The following is a 20,868-nucleotide window of genomic DNA, read 5'->3' on the forward strand; positions in this document are numbered from 1 at the left end:
ATGAACAAAAAAGCACCCGGCAAGGGTGCTTTGTCGATCCGGGGCGGGTGGCCGCTTCAGTGCACCACCACCGGGTTCTGCGCCAGCCCCACATATCCGTCGAGCGTGTCGTCCACCTCTTCCTGCGTGGGCGTGTCGCGCTGCCAGGCCAGGATCTGCTGCTGGAACATCTCGGCCCAGGATCCGTCGAGGTACACCTCCTTGCCGGAGCGCTTGTCCACGATCTCGAAGCCGTGGCGAACCAGCTGGTGCACGGGCGGAACGCCCGCGGGTGCCTCGGCCTCGCCGGTGTCGGGCTGCATGTGGACCACCACGAAGGAGTCGGAGTCGTAGAGCATGTGCATGGTGTTCCCCTGTCGGTCAAACAATCGTTTACTTGGGTCAGATGGCCACCCGGGTCCCGAAGTTCAAGACCCTCGGAAACCCGTCCTTGCATACGCCGTGCCAGCCCTCCCGGACCGGAGCCCGGGCGCCGCGCCCGAAGCGGATGCGTGAACCCAGTATTTCATGAAAAGCCCGGCCGTGCAGGCTGCGGGGCGAAGTCACGCCACCGTCCCACGAAGCTGTGGGCGAAACCGCACACCGCCCTGGCATGGCCGCCGGCCCGCACGCAGGGGCGGCCATCCCGCTCATGGGCTGCTGCGGCCTGACAACTGCAGGTCCACGTAGTCGGCATTGCCCTTGGTGAGCCGGATGCGGGCGGGCAGGAAGCCCAGCGAGGGGGCCAGCCACAGCTCCGCCTTCTCGTCGGCATCGCGGCGCGGCAGGCGTTCCAGCTTCAGCGCCGGGGTGGGGCCTATCGGCAGGTCGAGCGTCTCGGTGCCTTCGATGGTGAAGGTCCAGCGGTCGGCGTTGCGGGCCCCCACGGTGGTGAAGGTGATGCGCGTGCCGTCGGGATAGCGATCGGGCGCGGCCGCCAGCAGGGCGCCGAGCTGGATGAACACGCTCAGCCGGTCCTGTGCGCCCGCGGCGATGGCGGCCGGGGCGCCGCCCCCGCTGAAGGTGGCACGGCCCGCGCCGAAGTCGAAATCCGCCGTCTGCTCCTTGCGGGCCTGGTCGCCGAAGCGCCTGGGCTGCAGGCCGGCGGGCGTGACCACGCCGCTGCTGGTCTGCGAGCGCGAGCCGAGCAGGAAGGCCTTGGCCTCCTGCCGGGCCTCGTAGCCCGCATCGTCGTGGCGCCACACCAGCGTGGCGTTGGCCCGGTAGGCGAATTTCTTCACCTCTCCGCTCACGTCGAACGCCAGGCGCAATGGAGGCGGCAACTGCACGGGCGGCGGCTTGGCGCTGGCATCGATGGCGGGCCCGTTCGGGGGGCGGATCTCCACGCCCGCATTGCGGGTGTCGGCGGGATCGCTGGCGTCGGTGGCGGGCGCTGGGGCGGCGGCCGCGGTCGCGCTGGAGGCCGCTGAGGAAGCGGCGGAGGAGGGCGCGCTGGCCAGGGCCGCGGCGGCCTGCGCGGCGTTGCGCGCCGCCTGGGCCGCGTCCGTGGCCGTATCCGCTGCCGCTTCCGTGGGGGCGGTGGGCGGCGCTTCGCCCGCATCTGCAGGGACAGGCGGAGTGGATGGCATGGCCTCTTCGGCCGGCGAGGGCTCGGGCGCTGGTGCCGCAGCCGGCGGCGCAGGGCGCGGCTTGCGGACCTTCGCCGGCCTGGGTGGTGGCGGTGGCGGTGGCGCGACCGGCTGGGCCGCAGGCGGTTCGGGCGCTGCGGCGGGTTCCGGGGGCGGTGGGGCCGGCGGCGACAGCATGCGCGTGTGGAAGGCCAGCGCTTCCGGCCGGCTCGCGTCCGTGCCGCCGGCCCAGCGCGGCAGGCCGAACAGCACCAGCGCATGCAGGGCGGCCACCAGGGTGGTGAGCGCCGCCAGGACGCGGCGCGGCATCAGCGGCGGCCCCCGGGGCGGCAGGCAGCGGCCACGCTCATGCCTGCCCGTAGCCCAGGTCGGCCGAAAGCCTGTCCGCCATGGCGCGCAGCGGCGCGTCGATGGCGCCCCCCCATTGCGGATCGAAGGTGGCGACGGAGCCCAGCGTGGTGATGCCCAGGGCCAGGTGGCCGTCCGCGTCGAACACCGGCGCGCAGAAGGCCACGATGCCCGGCAGCAGCGTATCGACCACGCGCGCGGATCCGCGCTGGCGCACTTCCTCCAGCATGGGCTGCAGGGCCTCGGGCGTGGCGGGGATGTCCTTGCGGCCGCGCCGCGTGGCCTCGGCCAGTTCCTCGGCGATGAGCCCGGCCGTCACGTCGGGCGCCAGGTGCGCGGCGAAGCAGCGGCCCGTGGCGGAAGAAAGCAGCGGCATCACGTCGCCCAGCCGCAGGTTCGCGGTGACGGACTGGTGCGATTCCTCCCAGTGGACGATGGTCGGCCCGCGGTTGCCCCAGACGGCCAGGGCCAGGGTCTGCTGGATGTCTTCCATGAGGGCCGGCAGGCGCTCGCGGGCGAGCCGCACCGGGTCCAGCCGGGCGAGGGACGCCAGGCCGAGCTTGAGGGCGGCCGGGCCCAGGTCATAGCGGGCGGTGCGCGGGTCCTGCGCGACCAGGCCCAGGCGCTGGAAGCTCACGAGGTAGCGGTGCGCCTTGGCGGCGCTCATGCCGGCGGCGGCGGCGAGGTCCTTGAGCATCAGCGGTCCCCGGCTGCGCGTCAGGCCCTCCAGCAGCGAGAAGCCCACCTCCACCGATTGAATGCCCGCCCTTTCCTTGTCCATCTGCAATAGAATTCCCGGAGTTTTGTTTAGTTAAATCAATTTAACCATTCGTAATTTGTGTCAGGCAGCGTGCCGGCGCGCTGCGGAGACAACGAGGTCTGAACCCCATGAAACTCGCCACCTACAAAGATGGTTCCCGCGACGGCCAGCTGGTCGTCGTTTCCCGCGACCTGGGCACGGCCCATTATGCGACCGGCATCGCGAGCCGCCTGCAGCAGGTGCTCGACGACTGGGGCTTCCTCGCCCCGCAACTGCAGGACCTCTACGAGCAGCTCAACGCCGGCCGCGCGCCGCATGCCTTCCCCTTCGAGCCCGAGCGCTGCATGGCCCCGCTGCCGCGCGCCTACCAGTGGGCCGACGGCTCGGCCTACATCAACCACGTCGAGCTGGTGCGCAAGGCGCGCAACGCCGAGGTGCCCGAGAGCTTCTATACCGATCCGCTCATGTACCAGGGCGGCAGCGATGATTTCCTGGGTCCCTGCGACGACGTGGTGGTGCCCAGCGAGGCCATGGGCATCGATTTCGAGGCCGAGATCGCGGTGGTGACCGGCGACGTGAAGATGGGCGCCACGCCCGAGCAGGCGCTCGACGGCATCCGGCTGGTGATGCTGGCCAACGACGTCTCGCTGCGCAACCTGATCCCGGCCGAGCTGGCCAAGGGCTTCGGCTTCTTCCAGTCCAAGCCCGCCACCGCCTTCAGCCCCGTGGCCGTCACGCTGGACGAACTGGGCGACGCCTGGGAGGGCGGCCGCCTGAATCTCACGCTGCAGTCCACCTGGAACGGCCGCAAGGTCGGCATGTGCGACGCCGGGCCCGAGATGACCTTCCATTTCGGGCAGTTGATCGCCCACATCTGCAAGACCCGCAACGTGCGCGCCGGCTCCATCGTGGGCAGCGGCACGGTCAGCAACCGCGGCGTGGAGCAGAACGGCCGCATGGAGTGGCCCAAGGGCTACAGTTGCATCGCCGAGAAGCGCTGCATCGAGACCATCCAGGACGGCAAGCCCTCCACCGGGTTCATGCAATTCGGCGACACCATCCGCATCGAGATGAAGAACAAGGCCGGCCAGAGCCTGTTCGGCGCCATCGACCAGGCGATCGCCAGCCCCGCTGCCTGACGCCATGACCCTGCCCGCCGCCTTGCGCCGGCTGGCCGCCGCCGGGCTTGTCTGCCTGGCGCCGGCCATGGTCCCGGCGCAGCCCGCTCCGGCGACCCTGCCATCGACCGCGCCCGCCGCCGTGCCTGCCTCCGCACCCGCTTCCGCATCGGCCGCCGCCGGCCGCCCCGCCGCCTCCGCGCCCGCACCGGCCCATGCGGCCCGGCGGGCCGACTGCCCCCCGTTGCCGAAGCCGCTCGATCCCGCCGGCATTCCCCAGGCGCTGCAGAAGGCCCGCGACCGCGGGCTGCTGTGGCGTGTGGAAAAAGACGGACGCACGAGCTGGCTCTACGGCACGGTGCATGCCGCCCGGCGCGGCTGGATGCTGCCCGGCCCCACGGTGATGGCCGCCGTCCGCGCCAGCGACCGCGTGGCGCTGGAGATGGACCTGCTGGATCCCACCGTGATGCAGAAGCTGCAGGCCGCCCTGCGCAAGCCGGCGGACGCCCCGCCGCTGCCCCCCGACCTCGAACGCCGCCTGGCCGCGCAGCGCGATGCCGCCTGCGCCGACCCTTCCATGCCCGAGATGCGGCCCGAACTGCAGGTGTCCTCGCTGGTGGTGATGTCCGCTCGGCGCGAGGGCTTCGATCCGGCCTATGGCATCGACTTCGTGCTGGCCGGGCTGGCCCGCGGGCTGCACAAGCCCGTGGTGTCGCTGGAGTCCGTCGATCTGCAGGTGCAGACGCTGGCGTCCGACGACCCGAAGGAAACCGCCGCCGCCGTCGCCTCGGGGCTCGACCAGCTGGAGAACCATTCCGCGCGCGAGACCCTGACCACGCTCGCCACGGCCTGGTCCGACGGCCGCGCCAACCTGCTGGAAACCTACGGCCAGTGGTGCGGCTGCCAGCGCACCCCGGAAGAGCGCCAGGCCTTCGATCAGCTGGTGGTGGCGCGCAACCCGGGCATGGCGCGCGCCATCGTGGCCGAGCACCGCGCGGGCCACGCCGTGTTCGCGGCCGTGGGCGCGCTGCACATGGTGGGCCCGCAGGGCCTGCCGACACTGCTGGCCCGCGAGGGCTTCCGGGTCGAGCGCGTGGAATGGCCCGCGCGGCCCTGATTTTTGGCGAAGACAACAACAGGAGACAACATGCACCGCAGAACCCTGCTGGGGAGCGCCGCCGCCGCGGCCGCCCTGGCCGTCCAGCCCTGGGCGCGCGCCCAGTCCGACTACCCTGCCCAGCCCATCCGCTGGGTCGTGCCGTACCCACCCGGCGGCGGCACCGACGTGCTCGCCCGCACCGTGGCCGAGGCGTTGCGCACCCCGCTGGGCCAGCAGATCGTGGTGGACAACCGCCCCGGCGCCTCCACCAACATCGGCGCGCAGATCGTCGCCACCGCCAGGCCGGACGGCTACACGCTGATGTCGGCCGACAACGCCCTGCTGGCCTTCAACGAACACCTGTTCAGCAAGCTGCCGTTCAGCCCGGAGAAAGACTTCACCTATATCGGCGGCCTCTCGCGCTTCCCGCTCGCGCTGGTGGTGCACCCGGGCTTCGAGGCGCGCAACTTCCAGGAATTCATCGCGTATGCGCGCGCCAACCCCGGCAAGCTGAACTACGCATCGCCGGGCAATGGATCGCCCCACCACCTGGCGATGGAGATGTTCAAGAACCGCACCAAGACCTTCCTGACCCACATCCCCTACCGCGGCGCGGCCCCCGCGCTGCAGGACGTGATGGGCGGGCAGGTGCCGTGCATGTTCCTGGACCTGGCCGCCGGCCTGCCGGTGATCCAGTCGGGCAAGGTGCGCGCGCTCGCCATCGGCTCGGGCCGCCGCGCCGCCCGCCTGCCCCAGGTGCCCACGCTGGCCGAAGTGGGCGTGCCCGATGCCGAGGTCTATGCCTTCCAGGGCGTGCTCGGCCCGGCCGGCCTGCCGCCGGCCATCGTCGGCCGCCTGAACGGCGAGATCAACAATGCCCTCGCCACGCCCACCGTCGTCCAGCGCATGCAGGATTTCGGGATGGAAGCGCTGCCCGGCACGCCCGAGCAGTTCCGCGCCATGGCGCGCGGCGAGGCCAAGCGCTGGGGGCCGATCATCCAGGCGGCCGGCGTGAAGCTGGACTGAACGGCAAGGTACCGGCGCCGCTCCGCCGCCGTCGTCGGCGACGAAGCCAGCGCTGGGTGGCCATCCCGTTCACTGGCACTCGGTGCCGCAGAACAGCGCGGCCGTCCAATCGGTGAATGCCTGCATCGCCGGAGAGAGAAATCGGCGATGGGGATAGAGAAGCGATACCGGCATCGGTGGCGGCCGCTTGTCGGCCAGCACCTCGCGCAATTCCCCGGAATCCAGGTGCTTTCTCACCAGGACCTCGGGCAACTGAATCAAGCCGACGCCGTTGAGCCCCAGCTGAAGGTACAGCCCGGTCTCGTTGACCGCCAAGGTGCCGGGGACGGGGTGCGCGAGGCTGACGCCGTCCTGGACGAAATGCAACTCGCCGCCCCCCCGGGTCGTGCTGGAAAAGTAGTGGACCGCCCGGTGCCGTTGCAGGTCTTCCAGACTATCCGGCGTGCCGTTTTCCTTGAAATAGGACGGTGCTGCGCAGGTGATCCAACGCAGCGCCCCCAGGCGGCGCGCAATCAGCGTCGAGTCATTGAGCGCCCCCGTGCGGATGACGCAATCGACGCCTTCCTGGATCAGGTCCACCTGGCGATCATTGACCCCGATCAGCAGATGGATGTCCGGATACCGCTGCTGGAAATCTCCCAAATGCGGCAGCACCAAGGCATGTGCAATGCCACTGGGCATATCCACGCGCAGCCGTCCCCGCGGGCGTTCGGCAGGCCGCAGGCCCGACTCGGTTTCGTAGATGAGGTCAAGAATTTCGCGGCAGCGGTGGAGGTAGCGCTCACCTTCCGGCGTCAGGCTGATGCTTCTGGTGGAGCGATTCAGCAATCGCGTCTGCAGGTGTTTTTCGAGCCTTTTGACGATGCTGGTGACGGAGGAAGCCGGCAAGCCCGATGTCTCGGCGGCACGCACGAAACTCCCGCTTTCGACTACGCGCAGAAATACCTGCATTGCTTGTACACGGTCCATGCGCTGTCCTGGGGAATCAAGGGTTGGGGCACCGCGCCCGGCATCGTTCGGGTTTCCTGAATTCTGAAACCGGCCGCGGCGGCTTTTTCCGCGGTGCCGCGCTCATTAGAGTGCAAATGCATCATATCTACAGGAGAAATCATCGATGTCGGATCAAAACCGCCCACGGCCAGTGTCGCCGGGCAACGGGGTCAACGGTACGGGTGCTGGCGCCGGGTCTCGAAACATCCTCGTGCTCGGCGCTGGCGAACTGGGCCTGCCGGTGCTGCGCAATCTTGCACGCCGCGCGAAGGACGTGGACGGCGCGAAGATCAGCGTGCTGCTTCGCGCCAGCACCGTGGAGTCCGCCACCCCGGGGAAGCAGCGTGACGTCGCTGAAATCCAAAGCCTCGGAATCGAGATCGTCACGGGCGATCTGGTGAAGAGCACCGTCGATGAACTAGCCGCAGTGTTCTCGCGCTATGACACGGTCATCGGTTGCGCAGGCTATGCAGCAGGAATCGACACGCCGATGAAGCTGGCGAAGGCCGCGCTGCAGGCCCGCATCCCGAGGTACTTCCCCTGGCAGTTCGGCGTCGATTTCGACGTGATCGGCCGCGGCAGTCCGCAGGACATCTTCGACGCGCAACTGGACGTGCGCGAGCTGCTGCGCAGCCAGCACCACACGGAATGGGTCATCATTTCGACCGGCATGTTCATGAGCTACTTGTTCGAGCCGGAGTTCGGTGTCGTCGACCTGCAGAACGGCGCCGTCCATGCCCTGGGCAGCCTCGACACCGCCGTGACGCTGACGACCCCTGACGACATCGGTGCGCTGACTGCCGAGGTCGTTTTCGCCACCCCTCGCATCCGGAACGAGATCGTGTACTTGGCCGGCGACACCGTGACATACGGTGAGGTTGCCGACAAGCTGCAGGCGGCCCTCGGCCGTCCTTTCAGCCGTTCGGAGTGGACCGAGCAGTATCTGCTGGATGAGCTGGCGCGCGATCCCCACAACATGATGCGGAAGTACCGAGCGGCTTTTGCCCAAGGCCGTGGCGTCGCATGGGACAAGAACGGCACCTTCAATCAACGCCACGACATTCCGGTGACCGACGTGGCGTCGTGGATCCACGCGAACCTGGTCTCGCGCCGTAGCACGTCATCGTGAGTCTGGCCGGCCGGTGGGCCAGCGGTACCGGCGCGGCCCTGCCGGCGGGACAACTGTAGGCCGCCGCCGCGAACCCAGCGCCCTGGCCGCGCGGACCGGGGAATTGCGCTACGGTGGAGCTTTGTTTTGACTTTGACTGACTCCACGAAAGCGAATTCCCCATGGCAAACACGCCCAAGCGCATCCTGATGGTTCTCACGTCCCACGACCGCCTCGGCGACACCGGCAAGAAGACCGGCTTCTGGCTCGAGGAATTCGTCGCGCCGTACTACGTGTTCAAGGACGCAGGAGCGGAGATCACCCTCGCATCCCCCCAGGGCGGCCAGCCGCCGCTGGATCCCAAGAGCGACGACGAGAGCGCCCAGACCGACGCCACGCGCCGCTTCAAGGCCGATGCCGAAGCGCAGCGGCAACTGGCCACCACCGTGCCGCTCGCCAGCGTGCGCGCCGGGGATTTCGACGCGGTGTTCTACCCCGGCGGCCACGGCCCGCTGTGGGACCTGGCCGAGGATGCGCAATCCATCGCGCTGATCGAGAAGACCTTCGCCGCGAAGAAGCCGCTGGCCCTGGTCTGCCATGCCCCCGGCGTGCTGCGCCACGCCAAGGCTCCGGGCGGCGAGCCGCTGGTGAAGGGCCGCAAGGTGACGGGCTTCACCAACAGCGAGGAAGAGGGCGTGCAGCTCACGCAGGTGGTGCCGTTCCTGGTGGAGGACATGCTCAAGGCCAACGGCGGGCTGTACGAGAAGGGCGCGGACTGGGCGCCGTTCGTGCTGACGGACGGGATGCTGGTGACGGGGCAGAATCCGGCGTCGTCGGAGCCGGCGGCGAAGGCGCTGCTGCAGCTGTTGGGGTGAGGCTGATTACCAGTTCGAAGGCGCTGCGATGAGCAGGAAGCTACCCCCCGAAATCAGCTTTACTGGCGTAATTGCCGGGCATAGGTCAACGGGAAAGCTCGCGTGCCAGGTACAGCCAGCGCAGCAAGTGCTCCATCATCCTCTGCCCCCATCGCCGGCCAGGCCTGCATGGAGGCCTGCGCGACCTCAAGATGCATCTCCTCCAGCAGCAGTTTGACCAGCGGTGCCCCGGCCGCAGGGTTGGCAATCTGCGCCAGCGCCACGGCCGCGCCCTTCCGGCGACGCGCATTAGGGCTGCTCAGCTGATCGACCGGTGCAGGCACTGCGGTTGGATCGCCCAGACGACCCAGCGCCTCCAATAACGCTTCAGGGGCGACATCGGCCTGCAGCACCCGTATCATCAAGGCCAGCGCCTCGGCCACGCTCACGGCGTCACCGCTGGAGAGCTCGGGCAAGATGGCGCGCAGATGCTGTGCCGCTTGCTGGGACGCCGTGCGCGCCAGCTGCAGGGCGGCGGCACGGCGCACCTGCAGCGACGCTGGATGCAGTCCCGCACGCGGCCACTGCTGCTCGGCGGGCCCTTCCAGCTGGGCCAACACCTCGGCCAATTCTTCGGCATCGCGCGGTGTCCTGGCCTGCTCCAGCGCAGCCATCAGTTCAGGCACGGCTTCCCGCGCCTCGAGCGGACCCAGTGCCGGGGCGGCAACGCGCGTCGCCCAACTCGCCAATCGCCTTGACCAGTTCTGTGCTCAGTTCCTGCGGCATTCCTCGGCGCGGGTTTTCAAATGTCTCGATCAGCGGGATCACCGCTGCTGTATCGCCCAGACGCCCCAGTGGGCGATCAGCAAGTCCAGGTCGAAGTGCGTGGATTTCTGAACTACTGCGCTGCACAGCGTGTTGATCACCGTGCTATGCAAGACGCCTTGCTAAACGGCAATCAGACAGCAGGCGGGCAGGACTGGCATTTGCCTTCGCTGCTGCTACGACCGCAACTGCCGGATAGTCAGCGCTTGATGGACATGGGCCGGATGACTGCAGCCGGCCTTGAACTTCCCGCGCGCGCCGAGATTTCGGCCGGTGCGACCAGCATCACAAGTCGAGGATGGCGTACCAAGTGCTCTGTCGCAAGCCCGCGTGTGACCTGCAATCGCGTGGTATACATTGCGTTACGTACGCCCTGTTTTTTTAATTTAAGCGCCTCATGAACGCTGCAAAGATCCTCAGTCTATTTTGCTTGTCGATGATTTCCGCATGCTCCTCGCTCGGACAGCTAGACGAGAGTTCAGCTGCTCCATCCGAATCCGAGTCGGTTTTCATAATGGGTGTTTCACCCGAAAATTATCGCGTGTCGATCTTTCCCGGCAGTATTGATGACGGTCGCTTCAGCCAGAACCTCATCAGGCCGGCAGCCTTCTATGGGGCTGCCAAGCAGGGATTTATAGTGGGAAAGGCCAATGCTGGAGACGTTCTGGGCATCACGAACGTTCGAGTGGTCTCGGATGGCTCATCTTTGCTTGGTGCCGACTTCAAACCTTGCGACGGCACGAAGACGATGGTGTATGAGGTTCCCAGGGGAAAGATCGTTTATTTCGGCTCGGTCGATTACAAGTTTGAGGGCAAAAAGCTGCTTGTTCAATATAAAAACGAAATTGCTGCCGCTCAAGTTCATATTAGGCGAAACTTTCCCTTGCTGAAGGGGGCGGTTGAGCCTGCTGAAATAAAGTTCCTCCCTAGTTCGGCGCACTGTAACAGCACAATTTACATCCCAATCTACCGGTAGTCCTGGTTTCATCGGTCAAAGGCCGATAGCTGCTTGCGGACGCCTCCCTGCAATCCGTGGGCAGTAGGAATCGCATTCATTCACTATCGAGCATCGTCGAATCATGGCGCTGCCATAGCCTACCCAGTGACTGCGAGGGGTCTTCCTGAAGATGCCGGCAGCATGGCCTTTGGCTTGTTGCCACAGTGCTTTGCTGACGTGGTGTCTTGCCATGGGCGTGCAAAAACATAGCTACTTCGCACTTTTGAGACGGTAGGGTTGGCCGCTCCGAAAGCTGCTGTAGCTCGATTGCTGCCGATCGTCGCCGAACCTCCCACCCATTGATGCGCCAGCACGGGTACGGCCAGTCCAGCACGCGGGGCACGCGCTGAGTGAAGCAGTGTCGGGAAGTACGTGCGGCTTTCCATTTCCTCCATGTCAACAGAACAAGCGCGCACGGCGGGTCAAAGTGCGTCGTGTTTTTTAGTAAACTACGTAACTTTTTATAAAATTCGAAATACTCATTTCGAGGATTTCCAGCGCTGGGGCCGTCGCTCCGCCTGCCTTTATCCAAGCACGGACATACCGCTCCGGAGGAACCCCGCACATGACTGCGTCTGAGCACTTGCCACCGCAACAGCAACAGCAACTTGCCCTGGTCTTCACTTGGCTGCGGAAGATTTGGCTGTGTCTTGTCTGCGCGTTGTTTTTAGGCGCCAGTGGCTCTGTGCTGGCGCAGTCCGCCTGGAGCAGCGCCGGCAATATGAGCACCACGCGCTTCTCCCACACGGCCACACTGCTGCCCAGCGGCAAGGTGCTGATCGCGGGAGGGGAGTCCGGCGGTACGCTTGCCAGTGCGGAACTGTACGACCCGTCCACCAATGGCTGGGGCACCGCGGGAAGCCTCGTTACTGCGCGGTACTACCACACGGCCACGCTGCTGCCCAGCGGCAAGGTGCTGGTCACGGGAGGGCGGGGGGCCAGTGGGGATATTGGCAGCGCAGAGCTGTACGACCCGGCCACCAATAGCTGGAGCACCGCAGGCACCCTCAACACTGCGCGCGCTTACCATACAGCCACGCTGCTGCCCGGCGGAAAGGTGCTGATCGCGGGGGGACGGGCCGACAGTTCCGGCGTCAGCGCCGTCGCCAGCGCCGAACTGTACGACCCCACCACCAATAGCTGGAGCAGCGCAGGCACCCTGAACACTGCTCGCGCTTCCCCAGTGGCCACGCTGCTGCCCAATGGCAAGGTGCTGGTCGCGGGAGGGCGCAACAGTGGCGCCCTTGCCAGCGCGGAGCTGTACGACCCGGCCACCAATAGCTGGAGTAATGCAGGCAGCCTCAATACTGCGCGCTCTTACCTCACGGCCACGCTGCTGCCCAATGGCAAGGTGCTGGTCGCGGGAGGGCTCGGCGGTGCCGCTCTTGCCAGCGCGGAGCTGTACGACCCGACCACCAATAGCTGGAGCAGCGCGGGCAGCCTAGGCACTGCGCGTTACTACCATATGGCCACGCTGCTGCCCAGCGGCAAGGTACTTTTCACGGGAGGTAGCGACAACGCCACCGATGCCGTTGCCAGCGCAGAGCTGTACGATCCGGCAACCAATGGCTGGAGCGGCGCGGGCAGCCTGACCACCGCGCGTGCTTACCATACGGCTACGCTGCTGCCCAGCGGCAAGGTGCTGATCGCGGGCGGGGCCAACCACGTTTACATCGGCAGTGCAGAACTGTACGACGCAGCAACGAGTGGCTGGGGTGCCGCGGGTAGCTTGAATACCGGGCGCTTTTCCCCTGCGGCCACGCTGCTGCCCAGCGGCAAAGTGCTGGTCACGGGGGGCAGCAACAGTGGCGCCCTCTCCAGCGCAGAGCTGTACGATCCGACAACCGATCGCTGGAGCAGCGCGGGCAGCCTCCTGACTGCGCGCTATGGCCACACGGCCACGCTGCTGCCCAGCGGCAAAGTGCTGGTCGCGGGAGGTGGCAACGGCAATAGCGGCGCCCTCTCCAGCGCGGAGTTATACGACCCGGCAACCAATACCTGGAGCAATACGGGCCGCCTGGGCAGTTCACGCTCCAACCACACGGCCACGCTGTTGCCCAGCGGAAAGGTCCTGGTCACGGGAGGGGGGGACGGCGGTGCTGTTGCCAGCACGGAGCTGTACGACCCGGCAACCAATGGCTGGAGCAGCGCGGGCAGTCTCGGTACTGGGCGGTACAGCCATACAGCCACGCTGCTGCCCAGCGGCAAGGTGTTGATCGCGGGAGGAGAGACCAGCAACTACGCCACCAGCGCAGTTGCCAGCGCCGAGTTGTACGACCCGGCCACCAATAGCTGGAGCAGCGCAGGCAGTCTCATCAATTCGCGCTCCAACCATACGGCCACGCTGCTGCCCAGCGGCAAGGTGCTGGTCTCGGGGGGAGGAGGAAGCAGCGTTGACCGGGCCAGCACGGAGTTGTACGACCCGGCAACCGACAGCTGGAGCAACGCGGGCAACCTGGCCGCTGCCCGCTACTTCCATACGGCTACGCTGCTGCCCAGCGGCAAGGTGCTGGTGACGTCAGGTTATAGCTTCAGCAACGGCTTCGTCGCCAGCGCGGAGTTGTACGACCCTGCCTCCAATGCCTGGAGCAATGCGGGCAGCCTGGGCACTGCGCGCTATGCGCATAAGGCCATCCTGCTGCCCAGCGGCAAGATCCTGGTCACGGGAGGAGGCGGCTCCCAAAGCAGCTCCCTCGCGAGCGCAGAGCTTTTTACGCCGAATCAGGATGTCCCTGTCGGTCGTCGGCCGACCCTGACCGCTGCCAACCCAGGCTCGCTGCACCCAGGGGGCTCCCTGAGCCTCAATGGCACGCTGATGCGTGGCGACAGCGAGGCCAGTGGAGGCTCCACCAACAGTTCTGCCCACAATCTGCCGCTGGTGCGCCTGCAGCGCCTGGACAACGATGCCGGTGCGTGGCTTGCACCCGCCACGTCCAGCAGCACCAGCTACACCTCGCAGGCGTTGCCGTCTTCTCTCGCCAGCGGCTGGTATGCCGTGCGTGCCTTCGTCAACGGTATTCCCTCCAATGCATTGCTGGTGCGTGCCACCACGGCGCCGGGCGCGCCCACGACGCTGGCTTCCAGTACCGGGGATGGCACCGTCGCATTGACCTGGGCCGCTCCCGCCGATGACGGCGGTGCCGCGATCACCGGCTACACGGTGTTCAAGCAAACCGTGCCCGGTGGCGTCAGCTCGGTGGCTTGCACCACGACGGGAGCGCTGGGCTGTACGGCCACTGCACTGAGCAACGGGCAGACGTATTCCTTCACGGTGCGGGCCACCAATTCCGTCGGCGATGGCGCCCTGTCTACGGCGGTGCAGGCCACGCCGCAGCAGATTACCAATCCGGGCGTGCCCATGACGGGCGTGCCGGGTGGTGGCAATGCCTCCGTGGTGATCGCAGGCGCGCCTGCAGGGTGCACGGTCGGCTCGCTGAGCATCAGTACGACCGCCCCTGCCGGGACGCCCGGCAACGCGAGCTTCCCGCTGGGCGTGTTGCGCTTTGCTGCCACGGGGTGCAGCAACGCCACGCTCACGGTGAGCATCACGTATCCGAGTGCCATCCCCGCTGAGGCGCAGCTGAAAAAGTACGGCCCGCAGACCTTCGGCGCGCCCGCTGGCTGGTTCACGCCCAGTGTCTCCAGCATCAGCGGCGACCGGTTGACGGCTACGTACCAGGTGACGGACAACGGCGAGGGCGACAGCGACGCTACGCTGGGCAGCATCCGTGATCCGTTCGCGCCGATGGTACTGGCGACAGCGCCCGATGCAGGGAGCGTGGCCACGATTCCCACCTTGAGCCAGCGGGGGTTGATCCTGATGTCGCTGATGGCAGCGGCCATGGGGATGCTGGCTGTGCGCCGGCGGGCCTGAAGAGGGGCACTTGTTGGCAGGCCTGCAGTTCGCGGACGCGAGCAACGCCTCGCGCCTACCTCAATACCGAGGCTGAGAGGCCCAGTAGCTGTTGCTGCCGTTGTAGACGGCCCAGCCGGTACTGGAGTTACTGGGCTTGGGATAAGCCTCAAGAAAGTAGTTGTAGTCGAAGGCCAACAAGGACGCATCGGGCAGCGTGGTTTTCAGCTGCGCCTCTCGGTAGTCCGGTTGCATGAACAGGTTGTAGAAACCGTACACCCGACGCGATGCGAACAGCGTGGCGAGGCGGTTGTAGGCGTTGCTGGTCAGCGCGACGATGCCATCACCTGTGCCGATACCGAGATACTGCATGGGGCCGATCCCGAGCGCTGCATTGGTAAGCGCGTCCAGCAAGACTACATTAGGCGAGCCCGAAGTGCTGTCCACGAGCAATGTGAAGGCGTGAACCGACGCGAAGGCTGCATTTGCGTGCGGCGAGGTGTAATTAAGCGAGACGCCAGCAGGCACAATCGGGAGGCCCCACGCCACGCCGAGAACGCGCATCAGTTCACGATATTCGCTGCAATCTCCCACCGTCAGGCTGAGCATGGCGCGGAGTTCGTCGGAAAGCGTGAGCTGGTTGGTCAGAAGCAGACCACCGGTTTCCACCAGCTTTTCGAAGTAACGGCTCGTCCCGTAGACGTAATACGCATGCGCGAGGTTTTGAAGCATCAGGCCTTTGTAAGCTACGTCGCTGAGGCCCGGATAGGCAGAAGCCAAGGCGGGCCGGACCCCTTTGTATAAGGTGTCCAGTTGCGATGTCACAGCGGTCAGGAAAGCCTGACCGGTCAGGCCTTGAGCAGTCCATGTTTGCGCCCAGCCTCGCAGGACACCATTGAAGTTGTTCTGGAAGAACGTCCGTTGTGCTTGTGTATTGAATGACACAGCATTTGCCTGCTGCGATCCTCCCAGGTCATCGAAGATGACCTTCTTGTTCGCGTCGGGATCCCACTTGATGCCGGTTGCGGCAAATGCTGATGACGGCGTCCAGGGGGCGTTGTACTGATCGAGCAATGGATCAGCGTGCGCCGAAATCAGGAACATTCCAGGAATCAGTGCGGCAAGGATGGTCTTTTTCATATCTTGATCAAAAGTACGATCGAATAGTTGTATTTGGATCAAATTTAGCAGAGTTGTCCCGCCTGCTGTTGAGTATGGTTTGCGGACGAGTTCAAGCGGTACGCCGTGATGCTGGTAGAGCGGCGTGAATCCGTGCGAGACGGCCTGGGCAGGAAATGTGGCAGGGAGCCCGGTTTCGGTCCAGCAGGCGTTGGCCAACCTCAGTGACGCCGCCCCGGCCGCCATTCACTCACGAGCACTGCCAGCACCACCAGCATCCCGCCCAGCAATGCCAGTGGAGGAAGCCGCTCGCCGACAAGCCGGCCGATGGCGGCACCCCAGATCGGTTCACTGGCGTAAATGAGCGTGGCCCTGGTGGGAGATACCTCGCGCTGCGCCCAGTTCATCACCCACTGGATGAGTACGCTGGCCATGCCAAGGCCCCCCGCGCATGCCAGCCCAACCCACGAGAACGCCGGAATCCCCTCGTTCGCCGCAGGCATCGCCGCGAAAGCCAGCACGCTGGCGGCGATCAGCTGGACCACGGTCACCCGCCTGGGATCGACGCGCCCCGCGTACTTCCCGATCAGCACGATCTCCGCGGCGATGGCCAGGGCTCCCAGCAATGTGAGCAGCTCACCGGTCCCCAACACCTGGGTGTCCAGCGGATCCACGCCGCTCAGCAGGAGCAGGCCGGACAGGGCCAGGGCCACGCCGATCCACGCCATGGGATGGGGAACGCTGCGCATCACCAGCCACTGGAACAACGGCACCGCCGGCACATACAGCGCGGTGATGAACGCCGACTGGCTGATGGTGATGAACGTCAACCCATAGGTCTGCAGGCTGTAGCCCAGGAAGATGGCCACGCCGATGGCGCATCCGCCCCTCACTTCAAGCCAGGTCAGATGCTGCATGCATCCTCGGAAGACCAGCAGGCAGACGAGCCCCGCCACGGCGAAACGCAGCCCGACAAAGAACAGCGGGCCGCTGTGCGCCAGCCCGATGTGGATGACGAGGAATGCTGCCCCCCACACCATGGTGATGAGCAGCAAGGCCACTTCCTGGCGCCGCAGGAAAATTCGGTGGGACAATGTGTGCAACATACTGCACATGATCATATGAGCAATATATTGCACAGTCAAACGGCGGACGGGAACGTGCTCGCCTTCGTGAGCGAGAACCTGCGCCGCCTGAGAGCGGAAGCGGGCTTGAGCCAATTGGCCCTCGCGGAAGCGGCGGGGCTGAGCCGCCGGATGATTTCCAGCCTGGAGGCGGGGGATACGAACATCAGCCTGGCCAGCCTGGATCGCCTGGCGGCGGCACTGGGCGTGGGGTTCGTCGCGCTGGTCAGTGATCCCTCGGCCAGGAGCCAGCGGGTCGATGCGCTGGCCTGGAAGGGAAAAAGCAAGGACAGCCGCGGTGTGCTCCTGGGCTATGTCCCCGCAACCCGGGAGGCGCAGCTGTGGTCATGGGCCCTTGCGCCTGGAGAGACCTACCACGGACAGGCCGACCCCGCCGGATGGCACGAGATGGTCTTCGTGGTGGCGGGCACGCTGGCACTCCGGTTCGAGCATGAGGTGGTCACGGTGGCTGCCGGGGACTACTGCATCTACAGCAGCGCCCAGGACTATGTGTGCGAGAACGCCGGGACGGAGATGCTGCGGTTCGTGAAGAACGTGGTGTGCTGACGGGTCTGGCCGCAGCGCAGGAGGCCGCATCGGATCAGGCCACCACGCTGGCCACCGCTGCATAGTGGCTCGCCGTTCCACCCAGCACGAACAGGTGCCAGACCCCATGCGCATGGCGATAGCCGGCGCGATTGACGTAGAAGACCGTGCCCACCGTGTAGAGGGCTGCGCCGGTAAGCAGCCACCGCAGCCCTCCGGCGTCGATCCGGGCCAGCAGCGGTACGGCAGCGACCACCATGGCCCAGCCCATGCCCACGTAGAGCGCCAGGGGCGGTGCCGGAGAAGCGGCGCCCAGTTCGCGCGCCATGCCCAGCAAGGCGATGCCCCACACCGCCCCCAGGACGGCCCAGTCCCAGGCACCCCGCGCCGCGACCAGCGCGAAGGGGGTGTAGCTGCCGGCAATGAGCAGGTAGATGGCGCAGTGGTCCGCCCGTCGCCACCACGACTTCGCTCGCCCCTGCGCGCCGTGGAAGAAGGTGGATGCGGCATACAGTGCCACGCAGGACAGCGCAAAAACCAGCCCCCCTGCGATCTTGCCCGCGTCCCCGGTGGGCAGGCTGACGAGGAGCATGAGGGGAACGCCTGGAACAGCCAGCGCGAACCCCAACAAGTGGGTGCAGGTGTTGAAGCGTTCGCCGGGGCGCATTTCCATGGAGCAGCGGTGGATTGGCGCCAGTGGATCAGCCGGGCGTGACATGGGCGTGAAGAAAAGGGGGTAGTCCAAGCGGTATTCGCCCAGACCGACCTACGCCGGCGGCAACGCCCGCTGTGTTACCTGGCCAAGGACGCGCAATCCATCGCGCTGATCGAGAAGACCTTCGCCGCGAAGAAGCCGCTGGCCCTGGTCTGCCACGCCCCCGGCGTGCTGCGCCATGCCAAGGCGCCAGGCTGCGAGCCTGAGGCGAAGAAGAAGGGCTTCGTGTTGCTACCGCTGTGCTGGGTGATGGCGAGGTTGCGCAGCGCATAAAAGAAATTAAGCCCCCTCCTGATTTGGCGATAGTGGGTTCGCACGCCGATGCTCATGCTCTACGCGACTTCATTGCAGAAGAGTTGAGAATACCGGTTGAAGAACATAGAACCCTGAGGCTTGACATCAGAAATCCTGCAGATGCAGCATTGGCCAGTAAGAGCGGCTAACACGACCTGTTCATAGCCCAGCGCGAAGCAGCTATGCTTGGCGCCCTCATGGCAAGAAGACCCGTCAGCAAAGAACTGTGGCGACAGCTGCAGCCGCTCATCCCGGCCTTCGTGCCCTCGGCCAAAGGCGGGGCGCGCAAGCGCACCGTCAGCGATGAAGCCGCACTCAATGGCATCCTATTCGTGCTGCACACCGGCATCGCCTGGGAGGACCTGCCGCAGGAACTCGGTTTTGGCAGTGGCATGACGTGCTGGCGGCGGCTGCGCGACTGGAACGCTGCCGGGGTGTGGGAGAAGCTGCACCACGCCATGCTGGTGCGCCTGCGCGAGCACGACCAGATCGATTGGAGCCGGGCAAGCATCGATGGCTCGTCGGTACCAAGCCCCCGGGGGGCCAGGAAACAGGGCCCAACCCCACGGACAGAGGCAAACTCGGCTCCAAGCGGCACATCGTCGTAGACGCGCGGGGCATTCCGCTGGTGGTGCTGGTCAGTGGTGCGAATCGGCACGATTCGATGATGTTCGAGAAATGCATCGATGCTCTGCCAGCCGTCAGGGGACTGCAGGGCAAGCCGCGTCGCAGGCCATCGAAGCTGCACGCCGACAAGGGCTACGACTATGAGCGCTGCCGTGTCTTCCTGAGACAGCGGGGCATCGCCAGCCGGATTGCCAGACGAGGCATCGAAAGCAGCGAGCGGCTGGGTCGGCATCGGTGGGTGGTGGAGAGAACGCACGGATGGTTTGCAGGCTTCGGCAAGCTGCGCATCCGATTCGAGAGGCGGCTGGACATCCACGAAGCGCTATTGAAACTGGCGGCAGCGATCATCTGCGCGCGCTTCGTGGATCGGTGGTGTTAGCCGCTCTAAGTTAAATAAATGCAATTCACTATTGATTGTCGATGATGTTGCATACACAAGCGACCGAATGCAAGGCTATGTGAAGTCGATTAGAGAGTCTAATGGAAAGTTCAAAATTCCAGGTGCAATTACTATATTTGCGCTGCTCGCACTTCCATCAAGCGCGGACTCGTTTGATAAAGCGGTTAAAGGTATAGTGACTGACCATGCCGGTAAGGTTCTAAAATTTGAGACGCTTTATCGTTTTTTGCTTCCCGACTGGGGCGCTCAGCATTGCCCATGGTGTTCGAGTCTCAGCGGATTCTTTCGCAGCCTGAAGCATTTGGCGAAGATATGGCTGATGGCTCTGACGTACGAGGCAACTTGCTCGCTGACAAAGAGGCCGGTCTCGCAAATGAAAATTGGGTCAGTTTAGCCGCTGGTGAGCTTGCCCCAGTCTTTGGCGACGGTTCACCACTTCTAAAGGTGGGGCGCTACCAATGCAGGTCCTTTTCAGCTGTGCTAGTGCACTGCAACAGGCTAGAACTGAGGAGTATAAATATCGATTGGATCCTAATGGGTTTCCCCTATCGCAAGTAGTTGCGGTTCAAGTGATTAGAGCGTGTTATGAACTTCCCGCCGCAGCCAGCACCCGCGCGGCGGCGGGCAACATGAGCACCGCAAACACCAGGAAATGCATCCCGCCGAGCACTTCGGGTAGCCGCTCGTAGTCCCGGGAGAGCCTGCGAAACCTTGCCAGCCAGCCGAAGCTTCTCTCCACCACCCAGCGGCGCGGCAGCAGCACAAAGCCCTTCTTCGCCTCGGGCAGCTTCACGATCTGCAGGTCAATTCCGCTGTCCTGCGCCGCCTTGGATGCCGCTTCACCCGTGTAGCCCTGGTCGGCCCAAGCCAGTTGTACCGTGTGGCCCGTAGCCTGCTGTACGTCTTCGCACAGGCGCTGCACCTGCGCACGCTCCTGTTCGTCTGCCGGCGTGACATGCACCGCCAGCAGATGACCCAGCGTGTCCACGGCCATATGCACTTTGCTGCCGCGCTTGCGTTTGTAGCCGTCGTAGCCCGCGCGCGGCCCGCTCTCGCAGCTCGATTGCAGTGTGCGCCCGTCCATCACCATGGCGCTGGGCTGGCCCTGGCGCCCCTGTGCCACGCGGATGATGGAGCGCAAATCCGAGACCATCGCCTCGAAGCAACCCGCATCCAGCCACCGGCGGCTCTGCTGGTAGACCGCCTCCCAGGGTGGCAGATCGTTGGGCAGCATCCGCCAAGGTGCTCCCGCGCGCACCAGCCAGCGCAGGGCGTTGAAGACTTCGCGCAGGTCGTGTCCACGCTGAGGCGCATGCGGGTCCATCAGGGTCAGGTACGGCGCAGCGAAGCTCCATTCTTCATCGCTCACGTCCGTCGGGTAGGGCTTGCGGGGCATCTGCAAACTCTACCCTCGGCTCCGCGCTCAGGGAGCAAAGTTCATAACACGCTCTAGAGATTTTCAGAACGAGACGCTTTTCGTTGTTTGTACACTGCGTT

General features: G+C 65.5%; 18 protein-coding genes and 1 pseudogene. 10 read left to right on the forward strand and 9 right to left on the reverse strand.

Going from position 1 to position 20,868, the window contains the following annotated elements:
• Window positions 1-56: 56 nt before the first annotated feature.
• From ACAV_RS03125 to ACAV_RS03135, 3 genes are all read right to left on the reverse strand, one after another.
• Window positions 57-344 (reverse strand): BTH_I0359 family protein, encoded by a 288-nt coding sequence (locus tag ACAV_RS03125; RefSeq protein ID WP_011793899.1) that lies wholly within the window; start codon window positions 342-344, stop codon window positions 57-59.
• A 285-nt stretch (window positions 345-629) separates the two neighbouring features.
• Window positions 630-1,877 (reverse strand): DUF3108 domain-containing protein, encoded by a 1,248-nt coding sequence (locus ACAV_RS03130; RefSeq protein ID WP_013593123.1) that lies wholly within the window; start codon window positions 1,875-1,877, stop codon window positions 630-632.
• Window positions 1,878-1,914: 37 nt separating this feature from the next.
• The gene (locus ACAV_RS03135) at window positions 1,915-2,697 is read right to left on the reverse strand and encodes an IclR family transcriptional regulator (RefSeq protein ID WP_013593124.1); all 783 of its coding nucleotides are present in this window, start codon (window positions 2,695-2,697) and stop codon (window positions 1,915-1,917) included.
• Window positions 2,698-2,804: 107 nt separating this feature from the next.
• Here ACAV_RS03135 and ACAV_RS03140 point away from each other — a divergent pair, with 107 nt between their 5' ends.
• From ACAV_RS03140 to ACAV_RS03150, 3 genes are read left to right on the forward strand one after another with little or no spacing between them, the layout of a single operon-like run.
• Entirely contained in the window at window positions 2,805-3,815 is a 1,011-nt protein-coding gene (locus ACAV_RS03140; protein WP_013593125.1) for a fumarylacetoacetate hydrolase family protein, read from the forward strand.
• 4 nt (window positions 3,816-3,819) lie between these two features.
• Entirely contained in the window at window positions 3,820-4,911 is a 1,092-nt protein-coding gene (locus ACAV_RS03145; RefSeq protein ID WP_013593126.1) for a TraB/GumN family protein, read from the forward strand.
• 30 nt (window positions 4,912-4,941) lie between these two features.
• On the forward strand, window positions 4,942-5,919 hold the full coding sequence (locus ACAV_RS03150) for a Bug family tripartite tricarboxylate transporter substrate binding protein (RefSeq protein WP_013593127.1): 978 nt from the start codon (window positions 4,942-4,944) through the stop codon (window positions 5,917-5,919).
• Window positions 5,920-5,988: 69 nt separating this feature from the next.
• Here ACAV_RS03150 and ACAV_RS03155 read toward each other — a convergent pair whose 3' ends face one another.
• On the reverse strand, window positions 5,989-6,888 hold the full coding sequence (locus tag ACAV_RS03155; RefSeq protein WP_013593128.1) for a LysR family transcriptional regulator: 900 nt from the start codon (window positions 6,886-6,888) through the stop codon (window positions 5,989-5,991).
• A gap of 145 nt (window positions 6,889-7,033) precedes the next feature.
• On the opposite strand from ACAV_RS03155, the gene ACAV_RS03160 reads away from it, so the two are divergent.
• Window positions 7,034-8,038 carry an aromatic alcohol reductase gene (locus ACAV_RS03160; RefSeq protein WP_013593129.1) on the forward strand — a complete coding sequence of 335 codons (1,005 nt, stop codon included), beginning with the start codon at window positions 7,034-7,036 and terminating at the stop codon, window positions 8,036-8,038.
• Between the two features lie 161 nt (window positions 8,039-8,199).
• Window positions 8,200-8,892 (forward strand): type 1 glutamine amidotransferase domain-containing protein, encoded by a 693-nt coding sequence (locus ACAV_RS03165; protein WP_013593130.1) that lies wholly within the window; start codon window positions 8,200-8,202, stop codon window positions 8,890-8,892.
• A gap of 59 nt (window positions 8,893-8,951) precedes the next feature.
• Here the strand turns inward: ACAV_RS03165 and ACAV_RS03170 are convergent, their stop codons facing one another.
• Window positions 8,952-9,620, reverse strand: coding sequence for a HEAT repeat domain-containing protein (locus ACAV_RS03170; protein WP_049791038.1), 669 nt, complete (start codon window positions 9,618-9,620; stop codon window positions 8,952-8,954).
• 473 nt (window positions 9,621-10,093) lie between these two features.
• Here ACAV_RS03170 and ACAV_RS24440 point away from each other — a divergent pair, with 473 nt between their 5' ends.
• Window positions 10,094-10,672 carry a hypothetical protein gene (locus ACAV_RS24440; protein ID WP_157768712.1) on the forward strand — a complete coding sequence of 193 codons (579 nt, stop codon included), beginning with the start codon at window positions 10,094-10,096 and terminating at the stop codon, window positions 10,670-10,672.
• Between the two features lie 742 nt (window positions 10,673-11,414).
• Window positions 11,415-14,567 (forward strand): IPTL-CTERM sorting domain-containing protein, encoded by a 3,153-nt coding sequence (locus ACAV_RS23775; protein ID WP_157768713.1) that lies wholly within the window; start codon window positions 11,415-11,417, stop codon window positions 14,565-14,567.
• A 60-nt stretch (window positions 14,568-14,627) separates the two neighbouring features.
• Here the strand turns inward: ACAV_RS23775 and ACAV_RS24445 are convergent, their stop codons facing one another.
• Together ACAV_RS24445 and ACAV_RS03185 are read right to left on the reverse strand one after the other, a co-directional pair.
• The gene (locus ACAV_RS24445) at window positions 14,628-15,686 is read right to left on the reverse strand and encodes a hypothetical protein (protein WP_013593133.1); all 1,059 of its coding nucleotides are present in this window, start codon (window positions 15,684-15,686) and stop codon (window positions 14,628-14,630) included.
• Window positions 15,687-15,886: 200 nt separating this feature from the next.
• Window positions 15,887-16,771 (reverse strand): DMT family transporter, encoded by an 885-nt coding sequence (locus tag ACAV_RS03185; RefSeq protein ID WP_013593134.1) that lies wholly within the window; start codon window positions 16,769-16,771, stop codon window positions 15,887-15,889.
• A gap of 15 nt (window positions 16,772-16,786) precedes the next feature.
• On the opposite strand from ACAV_RS03185, the gene ACAV_RS03190 reads away from it, so the two are divergent.
• The gene (locus ACAV_RS03190) at window positions 16,787-17,356 is read left to right on the forward strand and encodes a helix-turn-helix domain-containing protein (RefSeq protein ID WP_013593135.1); all 570 of its coding nucleotides are present in this window, start codon (window positions 16,787-16,789) and stop codon (window positions 17,354-17,356) included.
• A 34-nt stretch (window positions 17,357-17,390) separates the two neighbouring features.
• Here ACAV_RS03190 and trhA read toward each other — a convergent pair whose 3' ends face one another.
• Window positions 17,391-18,002, reverse strand: a complete 612-nt coding sequence (gene trhA / locus ACAV_RS03195; RefSeq protein WP_041828935.1) for a PAQR family membrane homeostasis protein TrhA — start codon at window positions 18,000-18,002, stop codon at window positions 17,391-17,393.
• Between the two features lie 117 nt (window positions 18,003-18,119).
• Here trhA and ACAV_RS25030 point away from each other — a divergent pair.
• Window positions 18,120-18,254, forward strand: a pseudogene (locus tag ACAV_RS25030) (type 1 glutamine amidotransferase domain-containing protein); the annotation flags it as partial.
• A 287-nt stretch (window positions 18,255-18,541) separates the two neighbouring features.
• Window positions 18,542-19,350 (forward strand): IS5 family transposase gene (locus tag ACAV_RS23970; protein WP_167539399.1). Its coding sequence is split into 2 segments (ribosomal slippage): window positions 18,542-18,872 and window positions 18,872-19,350, totalling 810 coding nucleotides; the frame shifts between segments, so codons are not numbered across the junction.
• 604 nt (window positions 19,351-19,954) lie between these two features.
• Here the strand turns inward: ACAV_RS23970 and ACAV_RS03215 are convergent.
• Window positions 19,955-20,767, reverse strand: coding sequence for an IS5 family transposase (locus ACAV_RS03215; RefSeq protein ID WP_013592780.1), 813 nt, complete (start codon window positions 20,765-20,767; stop codon window positions 19,955-19,957).
• Between the last annotated feature and the right edge of the window lie 101 nt (window positions 20,768-20,868).

The organism is Paracidovorax avenae ATCC 19860 (assembly GCF_000176855.2).
Lineage (GTDB): Bacteria > Pseudomonadota > Gammaproteobacteria > Burkholderiales > Burkholderiaceae_C > Paracidovorax > Paracidovorax avenae.

Excerpts from the sequence above, each read along its gene's own strand:
- ACAV_RS03145 (WP_013593126.1), top strand. The coding sequence starts at position 3,820 with ATGACCCTGCCCGCCGCCTTGCGCCGGCTGGCCGCCGCCGGGCTTGTC.
- ACAV_RS03165 (WP_013593130.1), top strand. The coding sequence starts at position 8,200 with ATGGCAAACACGCCCAAGCGCATCCTGATGGTTCTCACGTCCCACGAC.
- ACAV_RS03130 (WP_013593123.1), bottom strand. The coding sequence starts at position 1,877 with ATGCCGCGCCGCGTCCTGGCGGCGCTCACCACCCTGGTGGCCGCCCTG.
- ACAV_RS03135 (WP_013593124.1), bottom strand. The coding sequence starts at position 2,697 with ATGGACAAGGAAAGGGCGGGCATTCAATCGGTGGAGGTGGGCTTCTCG.
- trhA (WP_041828935.1), bottom strand. The coding sequence starts at position 18,002 with ATGCGCCCCGGCGAACGCTTCAACACCTGCACCCACTTGTTGGGGTTC.
- ACAV_RS03160 (WP_013593129.1), top strand. The coding sequence starts at position 7,034 with ATGTCGGATCAAAACCGCCCACGGCCAGTGTCGCCGGGCAACGGGGTC.
- ACAV_RS03125 (WP_011793899.1), bottom strand. The coding sequence starts at position 344 with ATGCACATGCTCTACGACTCCGACTCCTTCGTGGTGGTCCACATGCAG.
- ACAV_RS24445 (WP_013593133.1), bottom strand. The coding sequence starts at position 15,686 with ATGAAAAAGACCATCCTTGCCGCACTGATTCCTGGAATGTTCCTGATT.
- ACAV_RS03190 (WP_013593135.1), top strand. The coding sequence starts at position 16,787 with ATGAGCAATATATTGCACAGTCAAACGGCGGACGGGAACGTGCTCGCC.
- ACAV_RS03155 (WP_013593128.1), bottom strand. The coding sequence starts at position 6,888 with ATGGACCGTGTACAAGCAATGCAGGTATTTCTGCGCGTAGTCGAAAGC.
- ACAV_RS03140 (WP_013593125.1), top strand. The coding sequence starts at position 2,805 with ATGAAACTCGCCACCTACAAAGATGGTTCCCGCGACGGCCAGCTGGTC.
- ACAV_RS03185 (WP_013593134.1), bottom strand. The coding sequence starts at position 16,771 with ATGTTGCACACATTGTCCCACCGAATTTTCCTGCGGCGCCAGGAAGTG.
- ACAV_RS23775 (WP_157768713.1), top strand. The coding sequence starts at position 11,415 with ATGAGCACCACGCGCTTCTCCCACACGGCCACACTGCTGCCCAGCGGC.
- ACAV_RS24440 (WP_157768712.1), top strand. The coding sequence starts at position 10,094 with ATGAACGCTGCAAAGATCCTCAGTCTATTTTGCTTGTCGATGATTTCC.
- ACAV_RS03150 (WP_013593127.1), top strand. The coding sequence starts at position 4,942 with ATGCACCGCAGAACCCTGCTGGGGAGCGCCGCCGCCGCGGCCGCCCTG.
- ACAV_RS03215 (WP_013592780.1), bottom strand. The coding sequence starts at position 20,767 with ATGCCCCGCAAGCCCTACCCGACGGACGTGAGCGATGAAGAATGGAGC.